The sequence below is a fragment of the Pseudomonas fluorescens genome (genome assembly GCF_001623525.1).
Lineage (GTDB): Bacteria > Pseudomonadota > Gammaproteobacteria > Pseudomonadales > Pseudomonadaceae > Aquipseudomonas > Aquipseudomonas fluorescens_Q.
Map to the genome: position 1 here is coordinate 2,387,396 of NZ_CP015225.1, position 24,665 is coordinate 2,412,060.

Here is a 24,665-nt window from a genome sequence, read left to right on the forward strand (position 1 = left end):
AAATGACAACCATAAAAAAAAGCATCATTGCATCGATTATGATTATAGCTACAGCCACCACACTTATAAGTATACTTTATACAATTGCGATTCCCATCATCGCACCAAATTATAAAACATACGACATCCTAGTCATCGGTATCATATTTTCCGCAACAGCTGGCGGATACGTTGGCCATCAAACTTTTGCAGATGAAGCATCCTTTATTAAAATCGGCTTTGGCATATGCTATGCCCTAGCAGTAGCCATTTCTGCGCTACTATTATCATTATTTATCATACTTAATATACGCGGAGCATAATCCAATCATTAACCCATAAACTTATTTACAGAAAGTTTCGCCTCCTACTCTCTACTTCACAGCTCAAAAATCATAATAAAAATTAAAATACCATGATACGAGCGACGACCCTTGACCGCACTCCAAGTCTCTTTTTTCTTTTGACCATCAATCCAGCAATAGAGTAAATTAATTCATCCTGGTCGCTTAAGCTGCCTAAAACCGGCATTCAATATGCTTGTAATGCCCAAGAGGAATGAGGCATGAGTTTAGAACATAAATTTGAAACCTTGACACCTGCGCGTCTGTTCAAATGGTTAGCATGGATACTAGCCTTCGCGACAGGAGTTGTGGGGGTGGTCTTTGCCTTTTATCTTATGGAGTTTAATGATGGCTTTAGCAGTCAGAACGCCGACTGGGGAACATTTGGCGACTTTATAGGCGGCACGCTTAACCCGCTGCTAAGCTTCCTTGGATTAATTGCCCTGCTACTAACCATTGTCCTACAAAGCAAAGAGCTCGAATCAACGAGAAAAGAACTAGAGCGCTCAGCGTTAGCACAGGAAAAATCTGAATCTTCGCTAAGAGAGCAATCGAAAACACAAATAAAACAACAATTCGAAGACACTTTTTTTTCTTTGCTAGACCAACACAATAAAGCACTGGAGAAAATATCAGCACCAACAGGCAAATGGACCAATGGAAGGTCGGATATTGATATTGTCAGGGAAACTGTGTTTGATCAATCAGTTTCAAATTTAGCAGAAGCCAAACATGCCCTTGAAGAGAAAAATGGCTTATGTGGCCACTATTTTAGAGTTCTATATCAAATTTTAAAATTTATATCAATGAATGTACCTGACAGCCAGATAGGCTTCAACTTCAATGAAGGCACAATTAAACACTGCAAGCTCGCAAATAACGAAAAAATGTATAGCAACATTCTCAGATCCTTCTTGAACTATGACGCAACTCAACTTCTAGCTGTATACTGCTATTGCACTGAACCTCAAGACACTTACTGGAATTTCAAATTGCTCATAGAACGCTACGCTTTTTTAGAGCATATGCCCTTCGTTATTGACAGCAAAATCAATAATCTACTACAAGACACCGAGCTATTTTACGACCAAGCAGCATTTGGCCATAGTCAATTCAAGAACGTACACAACGTAGCGCAATGTTAATTAAAGCATTGGGTTACATCAGAGCAACACTTATGCAAGTTTGAATTATGGAACTTAATGAGAAGTTCAAATCTTTCGCTCGGTTCATAGGTCTGGCTAGTGTCCCGAGCTAGCTGCAGTCCCGTGGACTGCTTCTGACCGACAGCTGCCGATCGCGCCATCGTAACCCAGGAACCGTTACCTGCCTCCTGTACGCTCGCAATTTGCTACTGACAATGAACCCGCCATAGCTGATCCAGCTTAGTGGTACAGCTCTGACTCATCATCTCCCGCCGCATTCCCCAATCAGGGTCGCCAGGCACGCTCGCAGAGCGCAGCGTCCTCCTGCCCCATCGCCCATTAATCTGATCCAACACAGCCATCAACTTCGCCGCATCAGCAGGCTGCGACGTGGCAAACAGATCATCGGTGTACTCCCCCGCCTGGCAGAGGTTCATCAGCAACACCTCAGCCTTGCTGTATTTGAAGCTAGGCCGAAAAACCCTATCCAAGGCATCCACTGCCGCTTTCGTCAAAAGACGCACGTCGTCAGTCGGATACGGCAGCTCAATCAATATCCCGTTGGCGTACTTCGCCTCCTCCGGGTTGAACATGCCGGTACGGAGCTGACCCGAACCTTCTTGCAAAGCGACTTCTGCGCCCTGAGCTTTTCCGAAGCTCGCATCATGTAGGTGGCTACCGCCTCCTTGATAGGCGCCAACTCGGTGAGACGCTTGCCGAACATCCGACTACAGCAGATTTCCTGCTTGGGCGGATCCGGCTCATCCAACTCCAGACACGGCGTCCCCGCCAGCTCACGAGCCGTCTTCTCGATCACCACACTGAATTTCTTACGCAGCGTCCATGGATCAGCTTTGGCTAAATCCATTGCCGTCTTGATGCCCATCCCCTCCAGGTGCAGCTTCATCTTGCGACCTACACCCCAAACTTCACAGACGTCGGTATTGCGCAGCACCCAGTCGCGCTTGAACGGATCGCAGATATCGACCACCCCACCCGTCTGCCCCTGCAAACGCTTGGCCGTGTGGTTAGCCAGCTTTGCCAAAGTCTTGGTATGAGCAATGCCCCCCAACCGGAATACCGGTGCAGCGCAGCACGTGGCTGCGGATCTTGCGGCCGAGAGCATCCAGCCCCTCAAATACCCGTCAGATCTGCAAAAGCCTCATCAATGCTGTACACCTCAACCGCGGGCACCATCGATTCAAGGAGGTTCATCACGGCCCAGATCATCACATTGGACGTCAGCCGGAAAACTGACATCACTTCGTCCAGACGAGTCGATAGGTTTTTTTTTCAGTTGCCTTGTCGTGATAGGGTTTTTCTCCTGGGATCTCGCGTGTTCGCACGCAAAGGCTCCCGTCGCACTCTTCAATTTCCACGCCTCCACCCAGTCGCTTCAACTCTGCGATGTTGTGCTCAAGCGTCGCTATCTCTTGTTTCCTCTTAGCAATTTCATCTGTGCTGGGCACTGCGAAAAAAAACAACAGCGCTAGAGGCAAGACCACGCCAAGATGAATCGCTACGATGGTGAGCCAGAATCGACGCTTAAGACTGTCACTGGCCGCCTGGTATTTTCGTGCAGCATTAAGCGCTGCGACGTCAGCCTCTTCGAACTTGCTGACTAGTAGCTTGGCCGCTTGGGATGCAACTGACTCAGCAATCTGCGCAGTGGAAGCTCTCAGCGCCGTTGGTACCTGCTGCAGACTTTGCTCGACTCGCCTCTCCAAATCCGCTAGACGCGTAATCGCTTGCTCGGCAGCCTTTCTGTCCTTCTCTGCGGCGCCCATTATGCCCTTGGCGGCAACGGCCATCGCTCGCAGGCTTAGATCATTTTCGTTCAAGTCTTCCTCCATTCCCATCACATAGCTCCATTCCCATCACATAGTATGTTCAGGGCCATCGCGGCGCTTTCGGGGATATTCTTTGCTTCGCTCCAGCGAAGGAATAGATCGCTCGAACTCCGAACCCCGCATTTCTAGTTCCAACCATTCCCGATGCGGCATGCTCAAGTCACAGATGTCCCGCAGCTGAGCAAAATGCATTGCACCACCGGCGCCCATGACCAAGAGCACGCCACCTGCGTCTACCGGATCGCCGTCTTGTATATTGCGTAGAAACCGCAGATATATTTCCGAACGCTGCCGCGATACCGGGTCGAGCTCGCGGGTGGCCTCCAACGCAGTTTGCTCTACCAATCGCTCAAGACTTCCCGCAGTCAATCCCAGACATTCGGTATCGAAAGCGTCAAGGTATGGAACGACCCGGGATATCAAAGGAGTTTCAGTGTCGCTGGTGTCAACCTCGACGTACCAATGCAGGCCTCTCGACGTTTCGACCAAAGCGCGATTCTCACCTGATAAGGCTGCCATGAGTAATCGATGCCTTATCCGTTCCTTTGAAAGCTTGGCGCCCTTCATCTTGAACTCGATCAGTCGCACGACACCTGGAAAGCTTAACAGTACGTCTGCCAGCTCCCTGTCCGCGGGAGTCTGCTGTAGCAAGTTGACCACGCTCGGGAGCAAGGTATTGGCGTCCAAACATGACCGCACCGCGAATCCAAGACCGTATAGGAAATTTCCTATCACGACGTTTTCATAGAGTTTTTTTACTCGGTTCTGTTTGTTTCGATCCCGAACCTCGCTCTCATCCTGTTGATCCAACTGGCCTCCTTAATTTCTGAATTCACGTCGTGTGGAAGCCGTATATGAGCATTCCATATCGTTAGTGACCGCGTGGGTCGTTTCCATTTTATCCATGTACGTTTGTACTAGAGCGTCTCAGCATGAAAGCCTGACTTTGCCTCCGAATCGATAGGCGCCGCTTTTTTCTTTCACCCTTTCGATTGCCCGTGCCTCGTCCCGGGTCGTGGTAGGCGTTATGAGAATATGACACTTCTCTTCCAGATAGCATTTCCGGCCAGCCTCGGTCTGCAAGTCATAACCCAGGACCTGCCCTGAGAAGAAAAGATGCTTGGCGAGGATCGACTGCTTGCTTACAACGTCAGAGGGGTTACTCCATTCACCTCCATCCTTGAGCTTCAAGCGAGACTGCCTCGACTGTCGGTGCTGTATAAGCCTTTTACGAAGATTAACGCTAATGCCCACCTTCAGAAGCTCGCCCTGGTCAGTGACGATCTCATAAAGACCAGGGGCCGTAGGCACGGCCGCTTCGATCTCAGAGAAACGAATCACAGGACACTGTTCGACCATTCGTTCAGTTTTTCCCTGCAATGACGGCGACACCAATCCGATCTGCCAGATCGAGCACCGCGTCGTAAACAATAGGATCGTCTACCAGGCTGCGCGAAACACCCTGTGGACGAAGCGAACCTCCGGGAATACGGTCACCAAAAAGAACCACAGCTCGTGCAGAATCGTCTTGCCTGGATACCCAATACAAGCCTTGCGCATCCGGGCATTGGCGATGGATCGCTTCGGCCCATTTGCGCGTCGCCGGGTACTGATCCTTCTCAGTGTCGATCAACTGCTTACGGGTGATGCCCAATTTGCGCAGGGGAACGCTGGATAGATCGACCAATTGCAGCGGTTGATCGATCTGGACAGCGGAGTGCACCTGTCCAGCCAGCTTTCCTTTATCGAAACTCTTGAAGCCTGGCGTATGGGGAACATCGTGAAAGACGGTCTCCATCAAGGCGCACTCTATTGTCGTACCACCATACAACGTTGGAATCGCCTGCCCCTGATCATTCTGGATCGGGCTGAAGCGTGCATTGCCCTGCACACCTGGGTTGAATTGATCTGGCTGGTATTTGTCGTGGTGCACGCGATGGAGCACTTCGCCTTTAGCCAGTTCAGTGAACGTGACGTACAACGTAGCCTCAGGCACCGGAGTCACGGATGCCGCCGAATCATCCGACGGCGGAGCCCCACGTTCACTGCCCTTAGCACTGCGCTTAGCCATGGGCGATGCCTTGAATCTCGTCCAGTGCCGCGTCGATCACTCGGTCAGGTACCGATGCCAATAGGTCTTGGGGCTTTTTGCCGCCCAAAAAACTGTTGTCTGAACGGAACCAGTAGGCCATACCCCAGCTGTCCTTGTGCCCCTCGAAAATCTCAATGACTTTGGCCAGCGCCTTCAACGGTCGGTAGCTTGTATCCGGGTCCAGACCGTAACCGGGGAAATAGTCGACCCCACCATGATTGATAGCGAAGATCTGACCTTGCTTTTTCCACTTGTTGGGCTGGGCGCTGGGGTTTCGGGTACTTAACTGCGCCACTTGTGCAATGTCGGCTGCGGTTAGCCAGTCGCCACTCTCCAAGACCGCCTTGCGAGCTTGGACCAGCATCGCCGCCTCCTTGAGCAAACGGGGCGAAGGCGGCTTACGCGTAACAAAGACTTCGGCCAATCGTTCCAGGGAATTCAAGTCTTGGCGCTCCTGCAAAACCTCGTACATCGAGGACGCCACATTTGCGAAATTCTCAGCCAATGCTTCAAAAACGTTGGGTTTGATGTGATCGAAAGACACGACCAGCACTCGATCCGCATGCGAGCGGCTCAGGCGGGCCCGTACCTCTTTGGGCGTGCCGACCAAAGTGGAAACGCCCGATTGGTCTAAAACGACGCTCATGGAAATCACCCTGCAGGGTTATTTAGGTTATCCAACTCTAGCATATCCTCTGTAACTCTGAGCCTTATCATTTGATAGATTCAAAAGACTCGCTTGGGAGGAAAGTAAACGACCAGTGAACCCATCTGCCCGTATCGCTGGGACTCGCGCTCCCCTGATAGCCAAGGCACTGCCTTGATGAGGCGCGACAAAAAGGCCTAGGATCGCCGAAGGCTGGAAATGAAAATCTCAACTAAGGACGTGAGTTAATATGGAAGTCCCCTTTTCCCAAATCAGTGAGCGTTTGAATAATCGCCGATTTACCGTAGCGGACAACTCCCACGGGGTATCCGGTGCGGGCACAGTGTTTCACTACCACATTGAGGGAGAGTCCATTTCGAGTACATACCAAGGTGGCCGGATTCGCATCGGTCATCAGGTTGGACGCGTGACGGGGCCCGATACCATTGAGCTTCTGTTTCATTGCCTAACTACGGAAGGCGAAATTCTTGCTGGGTGGTCTCGTGGCACGGTAGGTGCTGATCACGAGGGGCGTACCACTCTTACCTTTGTATGGGGTTGGTTGTCGGGGGCGACCGGGGGTGGGGAGTCTAGCTATATCGAGCTCGCCGCATAACTGCCGAGAATGTTTCGAGCGGCCTGAGACCGGCCACACGCCCAGTGATCATCCGGGCGGCGCGGAGTCTCTACGAGGTGGACCCATTCTATTCAGAGGGGCTGATCAGGAAGCAAGAGCTGTTAGGCAGACGCTTACCTCTGATCGTCGCTCGAAGTCGATTGAGAAGAAAAAGCCCCGCTCCCAATAAACAAAAAACCCGGCACGAAGGCCGGGTTACCCACTTCTCCAAAACGCAGCCCCCGAATGAGAGGGATGGAGGGCTGACAGAAGAATACGGGGGCGAGATTATTGCCAAATAGAGACCCCCTTCGCAATAAAAACCGGCCATCCATGATGAATATCACCATTTGCGTGCTCTCTAGACACTCGCTCTCACCTCACCAAGCTGACCGGCAATAGGCTGCGCAAAAGGGTCAGTTAAACCAGAAAGAATTTTATCGCTGAACATCCATCAATCATCGAGATTCTCTGCCAGAAAACCCACGAGATGGAGCGGGCTCCGGCTGTCAATCACCTTGTAGATCAGATCACGTTTGCTGCGCGGTAACTTCTTGACCACGCTCTTCGCCGAAGCCCTGACGGCTTCGTCTGTTCCATGAATACGTGCCGCGAGCAGCAGTACGAGCGTGGCATCTGTGAGGTTCATGGCGAGACCCGATCTAAAATTCGCACCGCAGTGTACCGACACTCTCCTTTTTCGTACCAGCACGCACATCCGGTAAATGGCACCAGGATAAATCGCCATTCTGATTGCCGCACAGCACCCAGGCCCCGTTCATGGTTACCGTCCGTCGCGCTAACAACCGTGAAATCCGCGAGCGCTTCTCCCAGCAAGACTTGGGTGCTCGCGTAAACATGTCCTCATCTGCCGGTGAATCGTCGTTTGAAGAAGATGAATATGGACGGAGTAATTCGCAAAACTGTGGCGCCGTTAGACCCGGCCCATTTGGATTACAGGCTTACGGTGATGACAGAAGTAGAAGTTGAGAATGAACGTCTGGATCTTCTGGATGAAATGAAGCACGCGTTCCTGGCCTGTCCACAGGATCAGCAGTGCTACCACGTGGCAGGTGAGTGCGATTTCATCCTCATCATGTCGGTCAGGAACATGGAGCAATACACAGAACTGACCAGAACGCTTTTCTTTGAGAGCAACAACGTCAAGCGATTCAAGACATTGGTTTCGATGGTCAATGTGAAGGTAGAACCAAGCGTCCCGACAACGGTCGAGGAGACTTGAGGGCAATCATTTACTAGGTAGCGAGGTACAAAGGTCAAGCTGGTAGGGTGCTTCAATATGTTGATGGCTTTTGGCTTCAATGCCAACTAGATTAGGAGTTTTCTACGATCAAGGATGGATATGAAAAAGCTCATCGCAGTCATGGTGATGTGTGCCGCACTTGGCGGTTGCGCTACGTCGCACTACACCGCAGGCCGAGACTTCCCCTCGGCTAGTGTAGCGAGCATTACCAAAGGCAAAACTACGACGACCGAATTGAAGTCGCTGTTCGGTGAGCCATACACCAAGAGTGCAGTCAGTGAGACTGACGAGAAGTGGATATACACCTACACGAACGGCTCAGCTCATGCTCAAAGCTACGTGGTCACCATGAAGGTGACGACTACTGGCACACAGAAAACTCTCGACGTTCTGATCCGTAATGACGTGGTCATCAATTACACGTTCAGCGAAGGCCCCGCTCCGGGCACCACCACTGCGACGAATTGAGGTCGTCACCTTGCCATTGGGCGAGCCGCCGCGCTCAGTAAGTTGTTGATGGAGCAAGCTCATGGACAGAACGTATGCTTTCGTGGATGAGTCCGGAAATACCGACCTTGATACGTCAAAGGGTGGAAGCTCGGGCTTCTTCATCGTGTGCTCCATTCTAGTGGCAGAGAAAGACCTGGACGCTGCTTATGCCCAAGCTGAAGCACTCCGCAAGCGTCATTTTCAAACAGGCGAGATCAAATCAAGCAGCCTGAAACTCAAGGATGCAGATCGCCGTGCCAGGATCCTCAACGACCTATCCGAGCTGCCATTTAAGCTTTACTTCACCGTCGTTGATAAATCTCGAATCCACAAAGATGGCGGCCTTCGTATCAAGACCTCGTTCATAAAATACGTGAACGGGTTGCTCTATGAACGTCTGTTCCACGCGTACCCTGACCTCCGGATGATCGTAGACGAACATGGAGGGCAGGATTTTCAGGAAAGCCTCAGAAGCTATGTTCTAGATCGGTTCGTCGACGACCTATTTGGCGATCAGGATGCCTTCCAGACGACGTCCAGCAAGAACAACGTTTTGGTTCAGGTTGCAGATTTTTTTGCTGGCTCAGTGGCTCAAATATACGAGGAGAAGGCTTCGGAAGAAGCAGTTCTTGCCTACAAGAAAATCCTCCGCAGCCTGACTCTTGGAATGCTGGAGTGGCCATCCAAGTACCAGTCTCTCCTGCCGCCGCCGACGGATGAATCAGGGTATGCAGACCACCAGGTACACCAAGAAGCTCTCCGCCAAGCCGACCGCTTCAGCGAGCGGTTCGGTGAGAACCCTGATGAAGATGAGCGCCTGCAGCTAAGCATCTTGAGATTCTTGAGATTCCAAAGCGAATTCGTCACCAAGGACTACGTGCTGACTACGGAGATTATGGCCCACCTAAAAGACAGCGGGTTCGGAGAGGTCAACGGCCAGCGAATTCGCTCCAGCGGCATCGCCAAGCTTCGCGATGCGGACGTCATCATCACCAGTGCGGCGAAGGGCTACAAAATTCCCCAGACGCGTGCGGACATCGCCGATTTCCTGCAGCGAGCATCAGGAATCGTTGTGCCTCTTCTGGAGCGAGTTAAAAAGGCCCGCGAGGTATATCGGGTCAGCAGCCGAGGAGAATATGACATCGTCACTGCCAACCTTACTGAGCTAACCAAGCTGCTCGCTGCCCTGGAAACATTTGCGGATGACTGAGCTCAGTCATTGCAACGAACCTCAGCAGGCTAGATTGATCCAGGATGAAATCCTAGAGATCTTGAAAGAATCCAAGGTGCTTGCGCGTAGATTTTATCGCCTGACTGGCAAGCTGCTGGGCGTGACCGGCGAGGTAGCAGAGTACGAAGCTGCTCGGATACTGTCCGGACTCGGAGTAACAGTTTTCTCTGGGAGAAATTTCTGCATTTCGGTATTTAACGAGACTCTGACGCCTACTGGCGGCATAACCTGTTCGGCCCTTCATTCACCCGGTTTCGGTGATTACTACGGCTTCAGCTGACTTCTGCACGTTCATCCCGTTGCCTCTCGACGACCGGTAGCACAGTGGCAAGCATGCAGATCTCCCAGGGTAATTCGCGCGACCTTCCTGCTTATGCCTGTCGGATCTACGTCACAGCGTTCCGTGCAAGTATCGGGCTTTGACGATTTACGCCGTCTTACCCCGCTGCGCCGCCTAATCCGCTTCCTGTTCGTCAGGCCAGCATTTTGCCTCGGGCTTCCTTCAGATTCGCAGTCACCCGCGACACCCTTGCCTCTGGCTAACACTTCCCCTTGCCGGGTGTGTAGAGGACTTTCACCTCCAAGTCACCAGCGTGGCCACCACGACCAAGCTGGTTGCGCTTACACGCAACGCGCCATGCCTGGCGCACGCAAAAAAAACCACTCATCTGAGTGGCTTTTTTCTGAATCTTGGAGCGGGAAACGAGACTCGTATCTGGCGTCCGACTCATTGAAATTTAGGGGGTTTCTTTTCTTGCCGAGACAGGAAAAGACTTGATTCTGGACTTGTTCTTGGGGTGTATCAAGGGCCAAGAACAGGTGGCTTTGGACTATGCGATTTGGTTCGCACCCACAGGTAATTGGACGTAATCGGCCAAAAGCCCATCACAGTCGATCAGCCGTACGCCTGCCGTACCGGCCAGCTCTTTTTCTGCGAGCTGACTGCTGAGCTAAGCCTTAACTCCTTGTGCCTTTACAGACAGGAAATTTGGAGCACCCCCAGAACTGACGCCCCGCATGCTTTCCCTTGCGTGCGGTACGACGCACCATGGAAGCGCCGCAGCTCGGGCAAGAGTTCGTTGCAGGTAAACGCGCGGAAGTCGGTATCGACGAACCAGAGGTCACCGGCGCTGGATTAGCTCTGCTTGGCAGTGTTTGCGTTCTTTTGGGGATATCAATGGTGATTTCGGTTGGCGCAGGTACGCTGATCCCCAATGCAGCACAATCGTGCTCTGCGATAGCACGCTCCTGGAGTGCTTGCATGAGCGCCTGATCTGGTGTGTTTTTGGTAGAAAGGCAGCGTGGCACAGCCGCTTGCAATGCAGCCAAGCCCAACTGAATTTTTCTTTGGAGTTCGATCTGTTTAGTTGCGAACGCCACTCGAGTGGACTGTTCTGCTTGTAGATCGGACGGATCGGGTGTGGCGTTATAGCGAAATTTACCCTCATGCCCCAGACGCCAAGCTAACATCTTCGCTGTCAGTGCCTCTCCGAAACCTGGCACCGCTCGAACTGTTGAAGCAGTAATATCCGCAGCCGTCTCAATACCAAAAGACGCAAGCGTGGCAGTCTTCCCGGCTCCGATACCAGGTATCGACGCTCGCCTGATCAAAAAGCGATCCAAGAAAACTGCGCGTTGGCGCTCCTCTCGTGTCAACTTCAGTTGATTGAGCGCCTGAACAAGACCATCTTGGACCTGCCGATATCGAATGACTGCATCTTCCAAATCGGCACGCAAGATGTGCATTTCCCGCAGACCAATTCGTTGAAGATAGGCTTGAGACGCCAAGCGCACCTTACTGTCCGCGTCTCGATAAGCCTTGCGAAAAGTCGTTGAGTCCACCTTATCGGTAGCAAAGACTCGCACTAAACCAATAAGCCCGAGCCCCCCCCACAGCAGTGCTGCTTTGGGAGCGAGAACACAGCCAATAATGGCGATTAGCAAAGCAACACCACCCAAGATCGCGGGATCATGGCGCTTACCCTTTGCTTGTGTCACAGAAAGGCTCGGGGCAGCGATGGTGCCACTCCAAACCGGCAACACTTCCTCTGGTATCGGGATACGCAGTGCTCGAATAGCCGCCCACACGCGCTCCAAATCGAATGGCCCTGCCAACGGAACAGCGCCAGCAGCCAGGCCTTGGGGAAACATTTCTACCCCAGACTGACTCGCCAATCGACACCACAAACAAGAAGTTGCAGAGCCTGGGAAATAGTGGGTCGCTACGTCTGCGCAGCGGCGCAATCCCGTCTCGAGTCTCTGGAGCAAGCTGACCCAGGTGGCCGGATCTGGGCGTGACGAGGGCGCGAGGCCAAACGCAGACTCCAATGCCGCCGCTATAGTTCCAGGATAATCCGCCAGCAGTACAGAGCCAGGGGGCGGTGTGGTACGTGTCTCGTTACGTCGAGCCATCGAAAAGGCAAAACGATTCTGTGCTATCGATTGCCCCAAAGACAGATCCGGACCGTTGTAACGACCTGCATAGGGGTGCTTGCCCATCGCTAGCAACTGGAAGATAGCAACCGCAAGCCCGAAATTGTCGTGTGCCTGAGTGCGGATGACCTTCGCAAGGCTACCCCCGTGAAGCTCGGGTGGTGTGAAGTCTTCGGTGCCGACAACACAAGGGTAAGCGTGGCCCTTCAAACTGAACTGGAAACTGTCGGCATCAATTAACGCGACCGTCGCATCAGGACCTACCAGTACCCCAGAGTGATTGAGGTCGCCGATGATACACCCGGCTTGATGCACAGTGGCGACAGCACGTGCGACATTTTGAGCTACGCGGACCAGGAAGCGATAATCAGCCTTTGGAAAATTCATCTTGCGGGATTTTGGACTGTATAGCTCATGCAGCGCGCGGTATCCCGCCACCAACCGCATGGTAAAACCAAGAAAGTTACCAGCGGCATCAGTCACTACTTCAGCCGGAAAAGCGACGAGGGTGGTCGCACCAGCCAATCTCCCATCAACCATTGCTCGGACTTTGTTCTCGCGCGAGACACGCAGTTCCGGTTTATAGATCTTGACCGCACAATCACCTCGCCCCACCAAGGCGTACACATCGCCTTCGCCCCCCTTGCCCAGCTGTTTGTCAAGGCGCTCGGTTTTACCGCCAACCTTGACCTGCATAGAGGTCATCTACACGACACCAGAATGAGCGTCTTGTCGTCATCCGTGCGGTCACACAGCGCAGGGCTATGCAAATAACGCGTGAGCGCTTCTGATAACTCGGCAAGGCGCCCATCCGCCCGTGCCTGATCCACCGGTTTGATCATGGGATCGAAGAAGCGAGCAAAAGGTTGTTGCGTGGCCTGCTCCAGCGCAACTGACTCAAGCCCATCGGAAAAAAGAGCGAAAGCATCGTGCTTCCGATCAAAGCGATAGGTGTGCAGACGAACTTCAGGATCATCGGTAACGAAATAGGTCGTCGAAGCGAACTCTCCGTTCTCCGGCCAGCAAATGGCCTCCCACACACCCTCCTTGCGCGCCACAAGTGCACTATCGCCGATCTGTAAAGCCAAGACTTGATCTTTGAATATCACCAGCATGACCAGCGTGGAGGCAAACTGTCGCCGAGTTACACCCCGCTTCTTCGCGACCAACGAAAGATGATCGCGGAGTTGATCAATCCAGCACATGATCGTTTCGTCGCCTGGCAAAACTTCATGTTGCTTAAACCAGTTACGAAAATTGATCCGCAGGGTGCGGCAGACTAATACAGCGCCCTGCCCACCGTGACTAGCACTGCCCGCGCCATCAGAAACAATCGCACACATTGCATCTGAATGGACGCGCATGACGCTAAATGCATCCTGCTTCCGTGTGCCCATTCGTAGATGCGACGTGCCAATACACGACGCTGCGGCCCAGCGCCAATGCAGGCTACTCTGCAACTGCCCACCCCGTCGGCCCCGTTGGATTGGCAAGAGGCACCGCGTCCCCCGGACTCGACTGCGATACAGCGCTCAGAGAGCTAGATAGCCAAGCGAAGAGTTCTCGAAACGCCAGACCTTTCAGCTTGAGAGGTTGACGCACTCCCAACTGAGTGAGAATCGACATCTCCGCGCCCTCAACGCCGACGGAATAGAACATGAATTCCTTTCGTTCCTCGCCCTCATGAACACGTCGGCGCGCTTCCTGCCAATCATCCGTTGGGGAACCGTCAGTAATTAGAAAAACCCAGGGGCGGTAGTACTTGATACCATTCGCTCGGTAACGCTCTTTGCGTTCGCGTAGCAGATCCAATGCACGCTCGACGGCCTTGCCCATTGGTGTGACACCAGAGGCCTCCAACACTTCAGGGAAATAACCATCGACAGTCGTGAACTCGGTTTGGACGTTAACCGGGCCAAAGGTAAGCACTGCCAACTCTACCCGCTTCGCCGCCATTACATCGGCATATAGCTCTTCTTTGAAGAACTGCAGCGCATCATTCAATTGGCGGATCGGCGCGCCATTCATGGATGATGATGTATCTAACAGCAGTATGCAGGGGCATCGTTGCTCCGGATTCTCTGCAAACTCGGCGTCCGCAAAAGGTTGCTGCTCGAAATCGGTCATCTTGTCCCCTTTCAGTCCCTGACGAAGCTGTCATACGTGATAGCACGATAACATTGCGGATCATAGAACGCACAAAATGATCGGCACAGCCTTCCGTAGCCACGTATCTCCTCTCTCTCCCCTCCCAAACGCGCTGATGGGCGTGCTGTGCTAGACATGAGATGAAAAAGCCGAACTGATAAGAGGTTAGGCTAAGTCATTGAAAAATATGGTCGGTACGGAGTGATTTGAACACTCAACCCCTAGCCCCCCTACACGTGGTAGCTGGATTATTCAACTTTGTCCGCCAGCCGTGCTGGCCTAAGGGGATTTGCGGGTAAACAACACACATGCGTATCGTCGACTACCCGTGTTGAAATCCAGCACTCGCGCGGCACCCTGTTCATGTGATTGGCCCCAAAGACATATACAGGCCTCCATCCTCCGTCGGCCAGGGGAACAAGCCCATCGTCCATAGAAGACGCTCGACATGTCTTGAAAGCGCAAGGATGTTCTCGATTGTGAACTGGTCGTCTGCGTCATAAAGTCGTCGTAAGTCGAGCCCGAAAAGCTCAAGCCAATCGCGAAGGCCCTGATCTTTCAAACTATCCGGGAAGGAGGAGCCGGGGAACGACTCCTGCATTGGAAGCCCATCCCTATGCCCCAACCATTCAGCTGCATGATCGAGTACGGAAGAGACATGCAGAAGGGCTGTATCTAGCAGCTGATCCATTGCTTGGTCAATGATGTAGGCCTGCTTCGCGCGTTGGACCTCTTGTTGTGCTGAGAACAGGCTATCCGAACATAAAGTGGCAAATCGTTCGCCGGCGTTGATATCGGTAAAAGCGCTAGTTCGCGCTGTGAAATACCTGCCGGGGCAGGCAGATGAGGCTACGTGCAGCCGCCTTGACATGCTGTCAAAAGCTATCTCTGACATCGTAGGAAGACGCTGCTCATACATCGCACTGTGCGCGACGTCGGCGAGCATTCCAACAATGACGTGTAAAGCCCATGCTGTGTTCTCATCGTCTGCATCGAGCAGTGCAACGGCAATACTAGCATTGAGCACAAGATGCTCTTTACGCTTCCCGTCGCGGATGACATGAACGCATTTGGCTATGGCTTGACCATAAGATCGAGGGCGGGTTTTGTCCGGGGGAAGCCTTGCATCACCCCTGTCCAGAGTCTCCAGAGCAGCCTCGTAGTTTGCCGCGAACGTAACACCATCTAACTGTGAAAGTGGCAAGTCACGGCTCATTTCTTGGGCAACAGCCCGCATAACATCACCAAGCTTGGACGCAGTTTCGCCATCGGCAAACCCTTGGCATGCTAGAGAGAAGCTGAAACTATTAGTGTGATCGGATAAAGCAAGGGGGGTAATATCAGACCTTGTGCTTGGCTGTGAGGAATCGCGCGGCCTGATCTCTGTTATAGCCTCTGCAATAACTTTCTTGATTGAGAGGGAGCAGCGCTGACCGATCAAGCTCGCAAGGTCGGTCGAGTCGCAGGAATTGCGGGCAATAAAGAAACTGTCGCTGCAGGCAGCGCTGGCGGCATTGATTTTCCCGATTTCAATATCTTTTATTTCGCCTCTTGAGCCCACGAGCAACAAGTCATGAGCAATGGGTAAAATTATTACGTCAGGCCTTTGGTGCTCTCTCAAAGTGAGAGCTGTTAGTGAGTCAGAGCCGCTCTGTGCCAACGCGATGCAGTCCGAAAGGATCGCATTCACAACGCTGCAGGTTCGCCAAGATAACTGTGCAAGTTCGGCTTCCCACTGGTTCGCTTGGGACACTTTCAATGCATTGTTATGACTGTCCCGAATCATAGTAGGAAGCGCCTTGACGAGCTTGGTGAAAACTTCGGAGACCATGGGCATATGGGACGAATGGAACTCGTTGAACGACTCACGGAGCAAAAAGGCCATCGCCCTCCTAGCGAAAGGAGGCGGCAATAACTCTCCGAGGAGAGACGTGTTCAGTTCTTCATCGATTGCTGCGAGGGACAAGCTCATGCCCACACTGTCCACCCCCATCATTTGGCGCAATTCATCCGAGTCAGCGACTAGTGCGGACATCTGCTCTAAGAGCTGTTCAGCACCCTGCAGAAAAGTAGAGCGTACATGCGCTGTCCTAAACGTAAGATGCGTCGTGATGCGAGCTGAAACTCGTGGGTCAACGATGGCACCTCGGGGGGCATGTTGGAGCTCTCGGAGACTGGTATGGATATCAGATTCAAGAGCTGTGATCAGATCGTCGAGCGCTTCTTCGTCTGCTGCCCCAAGCTTGGAGTAGAAAAATTCTCCAACTCCGACGTCTTTGATACCTACCAGTCGCGCTGCGGTACCTCGTCGATGCAGCCACGTCCGCTCAGCATCGCCGCTACGCTCAGCGAGAAACTCTCGCTGAAGAAATCTGGGAATGTAATGTTGTCGTTTTCCTGCCATGTCGTACCTATGACGATTCTGTCAAGTTAAGATCATTCCTCTATTTCGATTCTGAGCGCAGCGTCGTGGCGCTCAGCTCTTGGAGAAACTGTTCCGTATCACCTAGGTACAAAAACTTGGATGGCCGCGCGATCTGCTTTCGAGAACTCCTTGCCGTGCGCTCTTCACAGGGTTTCCGTCTGCTCGAACGGGACGACCTGCTCGTTAGAAATGAAAAACTTGAAGTCGCATCGATAAAAGTCGGCAAGAATGAGAATTTCGTCGCCCGTCGGCTCAACAGCGCCCTGTGCGATTTGCGTCAGGCGATCCACTGAGATAGTCGCGTCCTTGAACACTCCTCTTTCAGTGACCTCCAACTGGCTCCGGTAGCGCTGCAATTTGTTGCCAAGAGATTGAAGGTTCATGCTGCGCTTAATGTCCTTGATCGCACTGACGTGTAAAAACATCTTAGCTCAGGATGTCCAGGATGAGGGCAATGATGAAAATCGTTGCAGCAGGTTGCGAGTCGAGGGCACCACAAACGATCCGCGCAGTAACGTCGAAACGCTCCAGATTGAGCACACCCTTAGACCGCCAGATATCCGGCTCCAGCATAGTCTCAGTGTGCTCTGGCTCCCTACATGGAGTGTAGTTCCAAAGTCGAGAGCCAATCTGGTTTAGTATCTAACCACTTCGATACTGCGCAGCCTGCCGCTACTCCGCTGCTTTGCCACAGAGTCAAACCCATGTCGACTACACCCATTTCTGTCTTTGGAAACCCCTCTCAGGTTTGGAGCGTCCCACCAGAAGACTTGATCCGGCAAGCAACTGCCTCGCTTCGTGGATATGTCTACCAGCTCCACGCCTCAGCTGCCGCGTGGCTGGATCTGGGTGTTGACGATGACCTCTACCTAGAGGTCGCTGAGGACTTCAGCGAGCTTCTCCGTGAGCCGGGCAGGATAGATGACGTTCTGAGGGCCACACAGGTGAAGGACACGCGCGAGTCCGGGGCCGTAACGCTGAACTCGCCAGATGTGCTGGCCGCAATTGAGTCTCTGCACAGGCTGCGGGCCTGTAATCCTGGCCGAGAAGTAAGATTCGTATTTCTGACCACATCGCGCATCGGACAAGAGCGCAAGGATGCGTTGCCTTCCGGCGTGGCTGGCCTAACCGCGTGGGAGGCGGCTGCTTCCGGAGGGGGCGTTGAGGAGCTTCGCACAGCTCTTCTTCAGCGGCCGCTTTCTGAGGAGCTTCGAGCCTTTGTAATAAATAGCCTTCCCGAGCAGCTTAGAGCTGAGCTTTTCAGTCCAGTAGTCTTTGCATGCGGCGAACCGGATTGGCGCTCGCTTGAGGAGCGCAATCGACGCGCTATCGTGAGTCGCCGACAACAGCTCCTGTCGACCGCAGACATGGCACATCGCGCATATGATGCTGTGTTCCGCGATGCCGTTGCTTGTGCGCTCGGTTCGGATCCGCGTCGTTTAAACGGAACACAACTCCTGGCCTGTCTAGAACGAGCGACCTCAATCGCAGTTCCGTCAAGCGTCGCCGTAGATATATTGGGTGAACGCTCGGAGCGGCCAAGCACTGCTCTATCTATTGAAGAGTTACGCGACTTAGCGAAGTTGTTAATTGAGACTGGCGCACCGCCATCGATCGACCTGCTATTCCCTGGAACCAAGTCCTCAGCCCGGGATGCCCTTGTGGACGCATTCTCAGGGGAGCCGCGCCTCACCGAAGTCAAGGCACATGGGATTCCCGCGAGCGCATCTTTATCAGATCTACTTGAGCTCCCAGAAAAAAAACACCTCATCGTCGGTCAGCCAGGTTCAGGCAAGACTCATGCTCTCTGGCACGCAGCCAATAAGTTGCTCGCAGCCGGCACCATCATCCCGCTCTATCTCCCAGCAGGACAAGCGATAGGCTGGCACGATCTAGAGGAGATGGTCACGGAGGCGGCTCCGGGAGTCAAATTATCTACTTTGCTCCAAGATCCACGAGTCTGTATTTTCGTCGACAGCTGGTCCGAATTCGCGGGCGCTGCGAAGGTAGAAGAGAAGCGACGCGCACTGCGCACTCTAAGGAGCACACGCCTAGTTGCGACGGCCAGATTTGCTGACATGGATGACAGCCCTCTAAAGCAGTGGACCCTCGATCTGCTCCCGCCCGACCGGGTAAAGCGCGCAGTCGCAGCCGCAACCCCAGACGAGGCGCTTCCACCTAGTCCGGTAATTGACCTTCTGCGACTCCCCCTCCTTTTGGCCATCCAAGTTCTTTCGGACGCGCGCTCTGCGACGACCGGCGACCTTCTGCGTCAATTCCATGAGCACCTTATGCAAGGGCTACCCGAGCGCTTCACTCAAGCGCTCGCCGGGGCTGTGTCTGACCTTTCTCTGGCGGGAACGCGATCATTTGGTCGCCTCACGGATGAACTCCAAACTCGATCAGCGAAGTTGGAAATTACTGACCCGGCCAGGCTACTACGAAGTCTCGGCACCATCCTAGAGCGCGGAGGTCAGGCAGTCCCATGCCACGACCTTTACTGGAGTTGGCTCACCGGACGCGGCCTACTAGCCGATGCTGTCGCCGAGCGAGCAATAGACTCACTCCGGACGCGCGAGAGCTATGCCCTGGCTATCCAGTCGGGTGGACGCGCAGCAGATAGCGATATAAACGCAACAGTTAGGGAGGATTTTTTGCTGGCTGCCACACTCGACATAAGCCGCGGTGCAGATCGCCCTATGCCGACCCTATCAGAAGCGTTGTCTCACGCTCTGGCAGATCCTCGCTTGGCTGTGCGCAATCGCGCCGCAATCGCTGCACTAGAGGCCGAGCGCCCGGAACTTTTTCGCCCCGCTCTGGAGGTACTTTCTAATCTAGGACGATCCAGCATGTACCCATCGGAGTGGAAGCAAGCCCTCCGCCCAAAAGCTCTGTATGCGCAGCGGTCTACGCTCGCCGATTGGCTAGGGGCTCCGAATAGCAGTCTTGTCCTCGATGCAATTGCCGAAAGGGGTGGGCCTGAGTGGAGTCTTTGGTTAGAGCAAGTTGCGGCTAACGGTAAGATAAGCTGGACAGAGGCGGCCGCAACCGCACTTGGTTGCTGTGGCGATGTACCGCACTGGGTTCGCCCGCATCTCGACACTACGATCGCTTCGCGTGCCTGGTTACTTCAGCCAGCCGCAGCAAGACGTACCAACAGAGCCCTGGCTCGGTTCATTGCTATCGAATACGAGCGATTGATCGAGTCTGTTGTAGAGCTAAATTCTAGCGGGTGGATCGAAATCAACAGAGTGCTTGTCGGATGCAGTGATGACGACGTGTTCGGTCTTCTACTCTCAAACTTCCCGTCCATGAGGCCACGTGCACAGGAACTTCTCGGCTTTGCTATCGTGGAATTTGGCACGCCATGGGTAGCTCGCTTTCAGCGAGTGGCTTTAGCAACTGGCGCCCCTCATCATCACAAACTCGCCAAGAAATTTTCGCCTGAAATTGATGACGAAACGGCGCGGGCCTGGATTACTGCGGGTCATGACGAGGCGGGCTGGCGGGTACTAATCGCACGTCATGGCGAGGGAGTACTACCTGAGTTGATTAAACAGCTGCCACCGTCCTTCGCGGGCATCCACCACATCCCTGCACTTGCCCACATGCGTTGGCTTCCAAGTGCTCCGGTTTCGCTCATCGACGAGATCTGGCGTCGGCTAGGCAGTCCAATGCAGCCTAAAGCGACGCAAGACGTACTTAACGCTATTGCCCGAGTCTATCCAGCGGGGATTCCCCGCATTGTCAGTTTTATCGCGGAGCAACCCAACGCATTTCCAGCGTATCACCTCCGCCAAGCCCTTTTGCTGTATGGGGACTGGCAGAAGCTATCTGGTGGCATACTCAGCGTAAAGACAACTGATGGTATCGAGCATCCTTTTCCCGATTGGATCGCGCTTAATTGTGTGATTAGCCAGTGGGAAGATCATTTCACACCAGAGTTGTTAGCTCTTATGCCAGAATTAGCCATCGAATATGTCGTGCATCATCTCGACGACAAGCGAGCGGCAGCGGTACTGGCGGTGTTAAAAGGGGTAGCTGCCTACAATGCTCCGCTGCTGGATCGCATGCTTGCCGTGCCTGCCCTCGCCGCGCTCATTCCACAAGTATTCACCGAGGGTTTCGAGCTGTTTCCTATTGATGCTCTCCGACGGTGCATTGCATCAAGCGACATCAACCAGGAAAGTTTGCTTTACCGACTAGCTGCGACGGCGAATCCACTGCATCGTGCCGTACATGAGGACCTTCTCGAACGCATCCTCGCGTGTTCGCCTAAATGGCATGACCTGCATCATGTTGCGGACATGCTAAGGGCTTACTCGCGTGAGGAGGTCCTCCAAATTATTGATGCAGTACCTCATGGCCGTGAGGATTGCTGGTTTTGGTTTGTTCGCTTGGTAGAGGCGACGAGAGGCGAGCGTTTAATCAACGAGGATGGCTCTGTCCGGCATTATCAGCCTCAAAAGTTACCTTAGTAAATGCTACCCTGATTTTTTGTCAGTGTTCGCTTCTGACCGATTCTGTTGCAAAAGTCAGCTGCGATTTCCACCGCAGAAAAGTACGCGTCTGAGATTTAAATCTGTGCGTTGCGCACGAGATTTCATGGCTCAGATTTTACGTAGCAGCCTGCAAAATTGGCGTTTTCAGCACCTAATATGGGCAATCAGCCCAGGTCGACTTTTTCAACAGAATCGACCGAAAGCAGCCTGTGCACATAAGTGCAGCATTTCTCATGCACAAAAAAAAGCCACTCATCTGAGTGGCTTTTTCTGAATCTTGGAGCGGGAAACGAGACTCGAACTCGCGACCCCGACCTTGGCAAGGTCGTGCTCTACCAACTGAGCTATTCCCGCGTCTTGGTGTGGCGCATTCTATAGGTTCAGATTACGCCGTCAACCCTTTGATTCAAAAAAGTTTTATTTCGGCTCTACATCCGTCCGCAGATGCGGCCAGGCGGCGCGCAGGTATTGCACCATCGACCAGAGCGTCAGCCCAGCGGAAACCAGCAGCAGCGCATAGCCCAACAGCACCCAGAAGCTGAAATCCGACGGGTTGGCCAGCAGGATCACCAGCGCGAGCATCTGCGCGGCGGTTTTCCATTTGCCGAGGTTCGACACGGCGACTTGGGCACGAGCGCCCAGCTCGGCCATCCATTCCCGGAGTGCCGAAACGACGATTTCGCGACCAATGATCACCGCCGCCGGCAAGGTCAGCCAGAGGTTGCCATGTTCCTGCACCAGCAGTACCAGCGCCACCGCGACCATCAGCTTGTCGGCCACCGGGTCGAGAAAGGCACCGAACGGCGTGCTCTGCTCAAGGCGTCGGGCCAGGTAACCATCCAGCCAGTCCGTCGCGGCGGCGAAGGCGAAGACCGAGGCGGAGGCCACGTAGCTCCAGTGGTACGGCAAATAGAACAGCAATATGAAGATCGGGATGAGCAGGACGCGTAGAACGGTAATCAGGTTTGGGATATTCATCGGCACAACTGGCTACGAGGTTGACGGGCATTCTACTCGCTATGCAGGTTTGCATAAATCGACTCTGCGAGCTTTTTACTGATACCGGGTGCTTTGGCTATCTCCTCGATGCTGGCACGAGACAGTTCCTGCAATCCACCAAAATGTTTCAACAAGTCGCGGCGTCGCGTCGGGCCGACGCCTGCCACACCTTCCAGTGTAGACGTCCGGCGCGTCTTGCCACGGCGGGCACGGTGTCCGGTGATGGCGAAACGGTGGGCTTCGTCGCGAATCTGTTGGATCAGGTGCAGCGCTGGCGAATCGCCCTTGAGGGTGAACTCATGGGCGGCATCGTTCAGGTACAAGGTCTCGAAACCGGCCTTGCGCGTCGCGCCCTTGGCCACGCCGAGCAGGATCAGGTCCGGGACCATCAACTCATTGAGCACATCGCGGGCCATGGACAGCTGGCCTTTGCCACCGTCCACCAGGAGGATATCCGGCAACTTGCCCTCCCCGTCCTTCAGCTTGCCGAAGCGCCGCATCAACGCCTGATGCATCGCCGCATAGTCATCGCCCGGTGTGACGCCTTCGATGTTGTAACGGCGGTAGTCGGACTTGATCGGGCCTTCCGGACCGAACACCACGCAGGAGGCCACGGTCGCCTCGCCGCTGGAATGGCTGATGTCGTAGCACTCCAGCCGTTGCGGCGGCTCATCCAGGTTGAGGACATCGGCCAGGGCATCGAACCGCGCCGCCACGTGCTGACGATTGGCCAGGCGCGCGCCCAGGGCCTGTTCGGCGTTGGTCACGGCCAACTGCTGCCAACGGGCGCGGGTGCCGCGAACGCGGTGGCTGATGGTCAGTTCACGACCGCGGAGCTTGTCGATGGCTTCGATCAGAGCCGGGAAATCTTCATGGACCACGTTGACGATCAACTCGGCAGGCAGGTCCCGTTCCGGACTGCTGATGTAGTACTGGCCCAGGAACGCCGCCATGACCTCGGACACGTCTTCCTCGATGCCCACTTGGGGGAAGAAGTTCTTGCTGCCCAGCACCCGACCACCGCGCACGCTGATCAAATGCACGCAGGCGCCGCCCGGGTTGATGAACGCCGCGATCACATCGACATCGCCGCTGCCGCCTTCCATGCTTTGCTGGTCCTGCACACGGCGCAACAGGCCAATCTGGTCGCGCAGCTCGGCGGCGCGTTCGAATTCAAGGTTGACCGCCGCGTCCTCCATGGCTGCCGACAGCTCATCGGTCAGCGCATTGCTGCGGCCCTCCAGGAACATCACCGAGTGACGCACGTCCTCGGCGTAGACCTGGGGCTCGACAAACCCCACGCAAGGCGCCTTGCAGCGCTTGATCTGGTACTGCAGGCAGGGCCGGGTCCGGTTCTTGTAGTAGCTGTCTTCACACTGGCGAACGAAGAAGGTCTTCTGCAGCAGGCTGAGGCTTTCACGAATCGCCCCGGCGCTGGGATAAGGGCCGAAATACCTGCCCTTGGCCTTCTTGGCACCCCGATGAATGCTCAGGCGCGGAAACGCCCCGTCGGACAGAAACACGTAGGGGTAGGATTTGTCGTCGCGCAGCAGGATGTTGTACGGCGGGCGCCATTCCTTGATCAGCGTCTGTTCGAGCAGCAGGGCCTCGGTTTCATTGGCGGTGATCGTCGTTTCGATTTGCGCGATGCGCCCCACCAGAGCAGAGGTCTTCGGGGCGAGGCCGGTCTTGCGAAAGTAGCTGGCCAGGCGCTTCTTGAGGTTCTTGGCCTTGCCGACATAAAGCAGGCGCGCCTCGCTGTCGAACATGCGGTACACGCCAGGGCGACCGCTGCAGGTGGAGAGGAACGCGCTGGGATCAAACAATTCAGTCATTTTCAGGCGCTGGCATCGACCATGCCGTGGCGCACCGCCAACAGTGTCAATTCGACGTCACTGCTGATCGAAAGCTTCTCGAAGATACGGTAACGGTAGGTGTTGACGGTCTTGGGGGACAGGCACAGCTTGTCGGAGATGATCTGTACCTTCTGGCAACCGACAATCATCAGGGCAATCTGGATTTCCCGTTCCGACAGCGCATCGAAAGGCGAATCGTTGGTCGGCTGGAACGACTTGATCGCCAACTGCTGGGCGATCTGCGGGCTGATGTAGCGTTGCCCGGCAAAAACCAGACGAATGGCCTGGACCATTTCGTTCAAGCCAGCGCCCTTGGTGAGGTAGCCCGCCGCGCCCGCTTGCAACAGCCGGGTGGGGAATGGGTCCTCTTCGCAGACGGTTACCGCGACCACCTTGATGTCCGGGTGACTGCGCAGCAGCTTGCGCGTGGCTTCAAGGCCGCCGATGCCAGGCATCTTGACGTCCATCAATACCACGTCGGGTTTCAATTCACGTGCCTTGATCAGGGACTCTTCCCCGGATTCAGCCTGACCAACTACCTGCAGGCCGTCGATGTCAGCCAGCATTCGTGTAATGCCCGTACGGACGAGATCATGGTCATCGACCACTAACACCCTAATCAAGCAGACACCTCACGATTTGGTCT

At 54.2% G+C, this 24,665-nt stretch carries 22 protein-coding genes, 1 tRNA gene and 2 pseudogenes; 9 read left to right on the forward strand and 16 right to left on the reverse strand.

The window, feature by feature from the left end:
* Window positions 1-2: 2 nt before the first annotated feature.
* Together TK06_RS10115 and TK06_RS10120 are read left to right on the forward strand one after the other, a co-directional pair.
* Entirely contained in the window at window positions 3-302 is a 300-nt protein-coding gene (locus TK06_RS10115) for a hypothetical protein (RefSeq protein WP_063321950.1), read from the forward strand.
* Window positions 303-544: 242 nt separating this feature from the next.
* The gene (locus TK06_RS10120) at window positions 545-1,468 is read left to right on the forward strand and encodes a putative phage abortive infection protein (RefSeq protein ID WP_063321951.1); all 924 of its coding nucleotides are present in this window, start codon (window positions 545-547) and stop codon (window positions 1,466-1,468) included.
* A gap of 206 nt (window positions 1,469-1,674) precedes the next feature.
* Here the strand turns inward: TK06_RS10120 and TK06_RS10125 are convergent.
* The 6 genes and pseudogenes from TK06_RS10125 to TK06_RS10150 form a co-directional block, all read right to left on the reverse strand.
* A pseudogene (locus TK06_RS10125) lies at window positions 1,675-2,686 on the reverse strand (DUF4113 domain-containing protein); the annotation flags it as partial.
* 41 nt (window positions 2,687-2,727) lie between these two features.
* Complete coding sequence (locus TK06_RS10130) at window positions 2,728-3,309, reverse strand: hypothetical protein (RefSeq protein ID WP_153044832.1); 582 nt, start codon at window positions 3,307-3,309, stop codon at window positions 2,728-2,730.
* A 36-nt stretch (window positions 3,310-3,345) separates the two neighbouring features.
* Window positions 3,346-4,128 (reverse strand): hypothetical protein, encoded by a 783-nt coding sequence (locus tag TK06_RS10135; RefSeq protein WP_063321953.1) that lies wholly within the window; start codon window positions 4,126-4,128, stop codon window positions 3,346-3,348.
* Window positions 4,129-4,245: 117 nt separating this feature from the next.
* A complete protein-coding gene (locus TK06_RS10140; RefSeq protein WP_063321954.1) occupies window positions 4,246-4,677 on the reverse strand; it encodes a hypothetical protein in 432 nt (143 codons plus the stop codon).
* Between the two features lie 4 nt (window positions 4,678-4,681).
* Complete coding sequence (locus TK06_RS10145; protein ID WP_063321955.1) at window positions 4,682-5,389, reverse strand: RES family NAD+ phosphorylase; 708 nt, start codon at window positions 5,387-5,389, stop codon at window positions 4,682-4,684.
* A complete protein-coding gene (locus TK06_RS10150) occupies window positions 5,382-6,056 on the reverse strand; it encodes a hypothetical protein (RefSeq protein ID WP_063321956.1) in 675 nt (224 codons plus the stop codon). The genes TK06_RS10145 and TK06_RS10150 overlap by 8 nt, the downstream gene beginning before the upstream one ends.
* A 250-nt stretch (window positions 6,057-6,306) precedes the next feature.
* On the opposite strand from TK06_RS10150, the gene TK06_RS33020 reads away from it, so the two are divergent.
* A complete protein-coding gene (locus TK06_RS33020; RefSeq protein ID WP_063321957.1) occupies window positions 6,307-6,672 on the forward strand; it encodes a hypothetical protein in 366 nt (121 codons plus the stop codon).
* A gap of 454 nt (window positions 6,673-7,126) precedes the next feature.
* On the opposite strand, the gene TK06_RS10165 is transcribed toward TK06_RS33020, so the two are convergent.
* Complete coding sequence (locus TK06_RS10165) at window positions 7,127-7,321, reverse strand: hypothetical protein (protein ID WP_063325127.1); 195 nt, start codon at window positions 7,319-7,321, stop codon at window positions 7,127-7,129.
* Between the two features lie 131 nt (window positions 7,322-7,452).
* On the opposite strand from TK06_RS10165, the pseudogene TK06_RS10170 reads away from it, so the two are divergent.
* From TK06_RS10170 to TK06_RS32730, 4 genes and pseudogenes are all read left to right on the forward strand, one after another.
* Window positions 7,453-7,915, forward strand: a pseudogene (locus tag TK06_RS10170) (Lrp/AsnC family transcriptional regulator).
* 120 nt (window positions 7,916-8,035) lie between these two features.
* Window positions 8,036-8,404 (forward strand): hypothetical protein, encoded by a 369-nt coding sequence (locus tag TK06_RS10175; RefSeq protein WP_063321959.1) that lies wholly within the window; start codon window positions 8,036-8,038, stop codon window positions 8,402-8,404.
* Window positions 8,405-8,465: 61 nt separating this feature from the next.
* Window positions 8,466-9,635: a DUF3800 domain-containing protein gene (locus TK06_RS10180; protein ID WP_063321960.1), complete on the forward strand. Its 1,170-nt coding sequence runs from the start codon at window positions 8,466-8,468 to the stop codon at window positions 9,633-9,635.
* Window positions 9,628-9,936 carry a hypothetical protein gene (locus TK06_RS32730; protein ID WP_063321961.1) on the forward strand — a complete coding sequence of 103 codons (309 nt, stop codon included), beginning with the start codon at window positions 9,628-9,630 and terminating at the stop codon, window positions 9,934-9,936. Before TK06_RS10180 ends, TK06_RS32730 begins: the two co-directional genes overlap by 8 nt.
* Window positions 9,937-10,613: 677 nt before the next feature.
* Here TK06_RS32730 and TK06_RS10190 read toward each other — a convergent pair.
* From TK06_RS10190 to TK06_RS10205, 4 genes are all read right to left on the reverse strand, one after another.
* Window positions 10,614-12,794, reverse strand: coding sequence for a protein kinase domain-containing protein (locus tag TK06_RS10190; RefSeq protein ID WP_063321962.1), 2,181 nt, complete (start codon window positions 12,792-12,794; stop codon window positions 10,614-10,616).
* Complete coding sequence (locus tag TK06_RS10195; RefSeq protein ID WP_310650558.1) at window positions 12,791-13,582, reverse strand: PP2C family serine/threonine-protein phosphatase; 792 nt, start codon at window positions 13,580-13,582, stop codon at window positions 12,791-12,793. Before TK06_RS10195 ends, TK06_RS10190 begins: the two co-directional genes overlap by 4 nt.
* Window positions 13,539-14,216, reverse strand: a complete 678-nt coding sequence (locus TK06_RS10200; protein ID WP_063321963.1) for a vWA domain-containing protein — start codon at window positions 14,214-14,216, stop codon at window positions 13,539-13,541. The genes TK06_RS10195 and TK06_RS10200 overlap by 44 nt, the downstream gene beginning before the upstream one ends.
* Before the next feature lie 382 nt (window positions 14,217-14,598).
* Window positions 14,599-16,209: a hypothetical protein gene (locus TK06_RS10205; protein ID WP_153044833.1), complete on the reverse strand. Its 1,611-nt coding sequence runs from the start codon at window positions 16,207-16,209 to the stop codon at window positions 14,599-14,601.
* A gap of 207 nt (window positions 16,210-16,416) precedes the next feature.
* On the opposite strand from TK06_RS10205, the gene TK06_RS33455 reads away from it, so the two are divergent.
* The gene (locus TK06_RS33455; protein ID WP_153044834.1) at window positions 16,417-16,671 is read left to right on the forward strand and encodes a hypothetical protein; all 255 of its coding nucleotides are present in this window, start codon (window positions 16,417-16,419) and stop codon (window positions 16,669-16,671) included.
* A 134-nt stretch (window positions 16,672-16,805) separates the two neighbouring features.
* Here the strand turns inward: TK06_RS33455 and TK06_RS10215 are convergent, their stop codons facing one another.
* Window positions 16,806-17,087 (reverse strand): helix-turn-helix domain-containing protein, encoded by a 282-nt coding sequence (locus TK06_RS10215; RefSeq protein WP_063321966.1) that lies wholly within the window; start codon window positions 17,085-17,087, stop codon window positions 16,806-16,808.
* Between the two features lie 519 nt (window positions 17,088-17,606).
* On the opposite strand from TK06_RS10215, the gene TK06_RS10220 reads away from it, so the two are divergent.
* The gene (locus tag TK06_RS10220) at window positions 17,607-21,140 is read left to right on the forward strand and encodes an ATP-binding protein (protein WP_153044835.1); all 3,534 of its coding nucleotides are present in this window, start codon (window positions 17,607-17,609) and stop codon (window positions 21,138-21,140) included.
* 302 nt (window positions 21,141-21,442) lie between these two features.
* Here TK06_RS10220 and TK06_RS10225 read toward each other — a convergent pair.
* The 4 genes from TK06_RS10225 to gacA all read right to left on the reverse strand — a co-directional run bounded on the left by TK06_RS10225 (window position 21,443) and on the right by gacA (window position 24,642).
* Window positions 21,443-21,518, reverse strand: a tRNA-Gly gene (locus tag TK06_RS10225).
* A 63-nt stretch (window positions 21,519-21,581) separates the two neighbouring features.
* Window positions 21,582-22,142, reverse strand: a complete 561-nt coding sequence (pgsA, locus tag TK06_RS10230) for a CDP-diacylglycerol--glycerol-3-phosphate 3-phosphatidyltransferase (protein ID WP_018608070.1) — start codon at window positions 22,140-22,142, stop codon at window positions 21,582-21,584.
* Between the two features lie 32 nt (window positions 22,143-22,174).
* Window positions 22,175-23,998 (reverse strand): excinuclease ABC subunit UvrC, encoded by a 1,824-nt coding sequence (gene uvrC, locus TK06_RS10235; RefSeq protein WP_063321968.1) that lies wholly within the window; start codon window positions 23,996-23,998, stop codon window positions 22,175-22,177.
* A 2-nt stretch (window positions 23,999-24,000) separates the two neighbouring features.
* Complete coding sequence (gene gacA / locus TK06_RS10240) at window positions 24,001-24,642, reverse strand: response regulator transcription factor GacA (RefSeq protein ID WP_003200277.1); 642 nt, start codon at window positions 24,640-24,642, stop codon at window positions 24,001-24,003.
* Window positions 24,643-24,665 lie beyond the last annotated feature (23 nt).

Excerpts from the sequence above, each read along its gene's own strand:
- TK06_RS10150 (WP_063321956.1), bottom strand. The coding sequence starts at position 6,056 with ATGAGCGTCGTTTTAGACCAATCGGGCGTTTCCACTTTGGTCGGCACG.
- TK06_RS10205 (WP_153044833.1), bottom strand. The coding sequence starts at position 16,209 with ATGAGCTTGTCCCTCGCAGCAATCGATGAAGAACTGAACACGTCTCTC.
- TK06_RS10115 (WP_063321950.1), top strand. The coding sequence starts at position 3 with ATGACAACCATAAAAAAAAGCATCATTGCATCGATTATGATTATAGCT.
- TK06_RS10145 (WP_063321955.1), bottom strand. The coding sequence starts at position 5,389 with ATGGCTAAGCGCAGTGCTAAGGGCAGTGAACGTGGGGCTCCGCCGTCG.
- TK06_RS33020 (WP_063321957.1), top strand. The coding sequence starts at position 6,307 with ATGGAAGTCCCCTTTTCCCAAATCAGTGAGCGTTTGAATAATCGCCGA.
- uvrC (WP_063321968.1), bottom strand. The coding sequence starts at position 23,998 with ATGACTGAATTGTTTGATCCCAGCGCGTTCCTCTCCACCTGCAGCGGT.
- TK06_RS10190 (WP_063321962.1), bottom strand. The coding sequence starts at position 12,794 with ATGACCTCTATGCAGGTCAAGGTTGGCGGTAAAACCGAGCGCCTTGAC.
- TK06_RS10175 (WP_063321959.1), top strand. The coding sequence starts at position 8,036 with ATGAAAAAGCTCATCGCAGTCATGGTGATGTGTGCCGCACTTGGCGGT.
- TK06_RS10165 (WP_063325127.1), bottom strand. The coding sequence starts at position 7,321 with ATGAACCTCACAGATGCCACGCTCGTACTGCTGCTCGCGGCACGTATT.
- TK06_RS32730 (WP_063321961.1), top strand. The coding sequence starts at position 9,628 with ATGACTGAGCTCAGTCATTGCAACGAACCTCAGCAGGCTAGATTGATC.
- pgsA (WP_018608070.1), bottom strand. The coding sequence starts at position 22,142 with ATGAATATCCCAAACCTGATTACCGTTCTACGCGTCCTGCTCATCCCG.
- TK06_RS33455 (WP_153044834.1), top strand. The coding sequence starts at position 16,417 with ATGGATATCAGATTCAAGAGCTGTGATCAGATCGTCGAGCGCTTCTTC.
- TK06_RS10200 (WP_063321963.1), bottom strand. The coding sequence starts at position 14,216 with ATGACCGATTTCGAGCAGCAACCTTTTGCGGACGCCGAGTTTGCAGAG.
- TK06_RS10215 (WP_063321966.1), bottom strand. The coding sequence starts at position 17,087 with ATGTTTTTACACGTCAGTGCGATCAAGGACATTAAGCGCAGCATGAAC.
- TK06_RS10140 (WP_063321954.1), bottom strand. The coding sequence starts at position 4,677 with ATGGTCGAACAGTGTCCTGTGATTCGTTTCTCTGAGATCGAAGCGGCC.
- TK06_RS10180 (WP_063321960.1), top strand. The coding sequence starts at position 8,466 with ATGGACAGAACGTATGCTTTCGTGGATGAGTCCGGAAATACCGACCTT.
- TK06_RS10120 (WP_063321951.1), top strand. The coding sequence starts at position 545 with ATGAGTTTAGAACATAAATTTGAAACCTTGACACCTGCGCGTCTGTTC.